This is a genomic window from Mesorhizobium sp. M7A.F.Ca.CA.003.01.2.1 (assembly GCF_003998945.1).
GTDB classification, from domain to species: Bacteria; Pseudomonadota; Alphaproteobacteria; order Rhizobiales; family Rhizobiaceae; genus Mesorhizobium; species Mesorhizobium ciceri.
Map to the genome: position 1 here is coordinate 1 of NZ_RZRA01000551.1, position 3,806 is coordinate 3,806.

6 protein-coding genes are annotated in these 3,806 nt (G+C 62.3%); 4 read left to right on the forward strand and 2 right to left on the reverse strand.

Annotated elements, in window-relative coordinates:
• Together EN969_RS20865 and EN969_RS20870 are read left to right on the forward strand one after the other, a co-directional pair.
• Positions 1-968, forward strand: a 968-nt coding sequence (locus EN969_RS20865; protein WP_127419356.1) for an MFS transporter, incomplete at its 5' end; no start/stop codon positions are given.
• Positions 969-1,000: 32 nt separating this feature from the next.
• Positions 1,001-1,264 (forward strand): metalloregulator ArsR/SmtB family transcription factor, encoded by a 264-nt coding sequence (locus EN969_RS20870; protein ID WP_063169162.1) that lies wholly within the window; start codon positions 1,001-1,003, stop codon positions 1,262-1,264.
• A gap of 5 nt (positions 1,265-1,269) precedes the next feature.
• Here the strand turns inward: EN969_RS20870 and EN969_RS20875 are convergent, their stop codons facing one another.
• Both EN969_RS20875 and EN969_RS20880 read right to left on the reverse strand, forming a co-directional pair.
• The gene (locus tag EN969_RS20875; RefSeq protein WP_063169163.1) at positions 1,270-1,926 is read right to left on the reverse strand and encodes a glutathione S-transferase family protein; all 657 of its coding nucleotides are present in this window, start codon (positions 1,924-1,926) and stop codon (positions 1,270-1,272) included.
• A 94-nt stretch (positions 1,927-2,020) separates the two neighbouring features.
• Positions 2,021-2,857: an alpha/beta hydrolase gene (locus tag EN969_RS20880; RefSeq protein ID WP_063169164.1), complete on the reverse strand. Its 837-nt coding sequence runs from the start codon at positions 2,855-2,857 to the stop codon at positions 2,021-2,023.
• Positions 2,858-2,955: 98 nt separating this feature from the next.
• On the opposite strand from EN969_RS20880, the gene EN969_RS20885 reads away from it, so the two are divergent.
• Both EN969_RS20885 and EN969_RS20890 read left to right on the forward strand, forming a co-directional pair.
• The gene (locus EN969_RS20885; protein WP_013529229.1) at positions 2,956-3,477 is read left to right on the forward strand and encodes a helix-turn-helix domain-containing protein; all 522 of its coding nucleotides are present in this window, start codon (positions 2,956-2,958) and stop codon (positions 3,475-3,477) included.
• Between the two features lie 77 nt (positions 3,478-3,554).
• A complete protein-coding gene (locus EN969_RS20890) occupies positions 3,555-3,788 on the forward strand; it encodes a hypothetical protein (protein ID WP_127419357.1) in 234 nt (77 codons plus the stop codon).
• Positions 3,789-3,806: the final 18 nt, after the last annotated feature.

Consider the following 3,806-nt stretch of genomic DNA (forward strand, 5'->3'; position numbering starts at 1 on the left):
AGTATGTCTGGATCCTGCTGCGCGCCTTCACCGGCTTCACCATGGCCGGCGCCTTCATGGTCATCGAAAGCTGGTTGAACGAGAAGGCCACCAACGAGAACCGTGGCACCGTCTTCGGCCTCTACATGATGGTGACTTATGCCTCGATCATGGGTGGGCAGATGATCGTCGCCGGCGGCGACGTGAAGTCCGCGTCGCTGTTCATGATCACCGGCATCCTGTTTTGCCTGTCGCTCATTCCGACGGCGGTCTCGACCGCCTCCCACCCCAAGCCGCTGCAGGATGTCTCACTTGATGTCAGGGGCCTTTATGCCAATTCGCCGGTGTCGGCGGTCGCTTGCGTGCTGATCGGCATCGCCAACGGCGCCTGGGGCACGCTTGGCGCAGTCTATGGTGCGCGCATCGGCATTTCCACGGCCGAGATCGCCCTGATGATGAGCCTTGTGGTCGTTGCCGGTGCCGCCATGCAGCTTCCGGCCGGGCGCCTGTCCGACAAGACCGACCGGCGCTTCGTGCTGGCGGGGGCGGCTTTCGGCGGGGCCTTCTTCGCGCTCATGATCTTCCTGTTCGAGCCACGCTCCGGCGTCTTCGTCATCGTCTTCACCGCCGCCTATGGCGCCTTCGCCTATACGCTCTATTCCATCGCCGTGGCGCATGCCAACGACCACGCGCGCTCGGAGGATTTCGTCAAGGTATCTGGCGGGCTGTTGCTGCTCTATGGCTTCGGCACGATGATCGGACCTTTGCTTGCGGCTGCCCTGATGGGCTGGATGCGCCCGGAAGGTCTGTTCCTGGCGACCGCCTTCGCGCATCTCTGCCTGGCGGGCTACACGCTGCTGCGCATCAGCCGCCGCGCGCCGGTGCCGATCGGGGATCGTGACGCCTTCAAGACGCAGCCGGCCGACCGCTCGGTCACCCCGGAAGCATTGCGGCTTGATCCCAGAAGAAAAGCAGAAGCAGACGGTTGAGATTCGAAAGGCTTTGCCTCACTAATACAGGCATGATGTTTTCCGACGCCTTCATGGCGATTGCCGATCCCAACCGGCGCCATCTTCTGGAAGAACTTCGCCGCGGCCCGAAAACCGTCACCGAACTGGCCGCCGGCTTGCCGGTCTCGCGCCCAGCCGTGTCGCAACATCTGAAAGTGCTGCTCGATGCCGGCCTGGTCCACGCCAAGCCGGAAGGAACAAGGCGCGTCTACACGGTGAGCGGCACTGGCTTCCTCAAACTCAACATCTGGCTCGATCAGTTCTGGGAAACCTGACCCGATCAACCGTTGTTGTAGGGGAAGAACTTGAAGTAGGGCTGCGCCTCCCCGATCACCCGAGCGAAGGCGGGGCGCTGCAGCAGGCGGTCGTGATAGCGCTTCACAGCCGGGTACCTGTCGCCCAACGGCTCGACCTTGTTGGCATAGAACAGCGCGGGGGAGGCTGCGCAATCGGCCATGGTGAAGCTGTCGCCCATCGCCCAGATCTTCGACTGCATGTCCTGTTCGATGATGGCGTAGGAATTGCGCAACCGGTCGCGAGCCTGCTCGACGCCGAACGGGTCGGTCTTGTCGCCGGGGCGCAACCGGTCGCCGACAATCTTCTGCATCGGCTCCTGCACATAGAAATCATAGAAACGGTCAGCTTGGCGGACGGCCAACGCCATGTCGATCTCGGCGGGAACGAGGTCGACCGGCCCCGGATAGTGCGCGGCCAGATATTCGACGAGGATGCTCGATTCCAGCACCGTACGGCCACGCGCATCGTCGCGCAGCGCCGGCATCTTGCCGGCCGGCGAGATCTTCAGGAAGGCCGCGCGCGATTCAGCATCGCCAAGGTCGACGATGACAGGCGTGAACGGCGTGGCGTTCTCGTACAGCGCGATCAACGGCTTCCAGCAGAAGGAGGCCAGCGGATGGAAATGAAGTGTCAGGGACATTTTTTGCTCGTCTGTTTCGTGGATTGTCGGTGGCCGCTACCCTGCGGCACGCCTGTTGCGGTTAGCCTTGTCCGTCAAACCAGCCTATGCTGCTTCAACCGGCTTGGACATGCGCGATGATCGCTGCGGACATCTCGGCCCAGTCGTCCGGATGCAGCTCGTGGCCGCCACCTTCGATGCGAATGAGTCTTGCGCCGGTGACCGTCTCGGCCAGCGCCTCGCCGTGTTCGACCGGAAAGATCGGATCCGCCGTGCCGTGAATGACCAGCAGCGGCGCCGCGATCTCGTGCAGGCGGCCCTTCCAGGCGGCGCCGCCCTTGAGCATGAAATGGTTGGTCGCGCTCAGGAAGCCGCCGGAGCGGTCGTAATCCTGCTCGACAAAGGCCCGTATCCCCGCCGCATCGAATGGATGCGTGGTGCTGGCGATCGCCCGTGCATCCCTGACGATGAAATCGACCACTTGACCACGGTCCGACCAATCGACTTTGGCGCCCTCGGCCGAGTGTTCCATGTAGGCTTCGGTCGTCCCGGGAAGGCCGGATGTGTCGATTCCCACCGGCGAACTGCTGATCACAGTCAGAGATACGACACGCGAGGGATGTTTCAACGCCACAAGCTGCGCGATCATGCCGCCCATCGACATCCCGACGACATGCGCCTTGCCGATGCCGTGGTCGTCCAGAACATGCATTGCATCGTCGGCCATATCATCGAACGTGTAGGGCGGCTCTCCCGGCTTGTATTTCGTCGAACGGCCGGTATCGCGATTGTCGTAGCGGATCACGAACAGGCCGGCACCGGCCAGTTTCCGGCAGAACGCCTCCGGCCACCACAGCATCGAGGCCATCGCTCCCATGATCAGCAACAGCGGCGGGTTCGCCGGATCGCCAAAGACTTCGGATATAATCTCAGGGCGTTCGGTGGTCCTCATCACGCAGTCTCCTCTCTGCAAAACTGATTGCATTTTGCAATCGGTTGCACGATAATAAAACTGCTACGATAATGCAACCGGTTTTGGAGAAAAATCTCATGAGCATGGATCGCCGGTCCGGGTGCCCGATCAATCTGTCGCTGGAAGTCTTCGGCGACCGCTGGAGCCTGATCATCCTTCGCGACATGATCTTCGGCGGCAGGCGCCATTTTCGCGAGCTGCTCAACGGATCGATGGAAGGCATCGCCTCCAACATCCTCGCCGACCGGCTGAAGCGCCTGATGGAGCTGGGCATGCTGACCAAGGCCGACGATCCCTCGCACAAGCAGAAGGCGATTTACAGCCTGACCGAGATGGCGATCACGCTGGTTCCGATCCTGGCCCATCTCGGCGCCTGGGGCCGCGTCTGGCTGCCGGTCAGCGACGAATTGTCGATCCGCGCCGAACTGCTGGAAAAGGGCGGACAGCCTATGTGGGACAAATTCATGGACGAGTTGCGGCACGAACATCTCGGCATGCCGCTCGATACAATGTCTGGCCCTTCTGTCCGCGCGACCTTGCAGGCCGCCTACGAGGCCGTGGTTGCCAGCAAGGCCCTCGCCGCCAGCCCGGCCGCGTAACCAACTTATTTTCCCGTTTTGGGGCCGGCTCTGCTAGAAGAAGCGGAAAATCACAATTCACGGGATTGGATAAGGTCTTGGTTGAGAACTCTCGGGATGCTGCCCGCGCACGCGCCGACCTGCGCTTCAAGAAGCAGGAAGAGGCGGCAACCGTCCGCCAGAAGGCGATGGCCGAATACGCCGCCGAGAGCGACGCCCGCCAGGCCAAGACCAACAAGCTGCGGGCACTGCGTCTCGCCAAGGAAGCGGAAGGCCTCGCCAACGCGCCGGCGGAACCCGCCAAGAAACCGGCCCGCGCCAAGAAGAAGTAGCCCAGCCACGTCTGGAGC

Bases quoted from the DNA above. Each gene is read 5' to 3' on its own strand.
- EN969_RS20870 (WP_063169162.1), top strand. From the start codon at position 1,001: ATGATGTTTTCCGACGCCTTCATGGCGATTGCCGATCCCAACCGGCGC.
- EN969_RS20885 (WP_013529229.1), top strand. From the start codon at position 2,956: ATGAGCATGGATCGCCGGTCCGGGTGCCCGATCAATCTGTCGCTGGAA.
- EN969_RS20880 (WP_063169164.1), bottom strand. From the start codon at position 2,857: ATGAGGACCACCGAACGCCCTGAGATTATATCCGAAGTCTTTGGCGAT.
- EN969_RS20875 (WP_063169163.1), bottom strand. From the start codon at position 1,926: ATGTCCCTGACACTTCATTTCCATCCGCTGGCCTCCTTCTGCTGGAAG.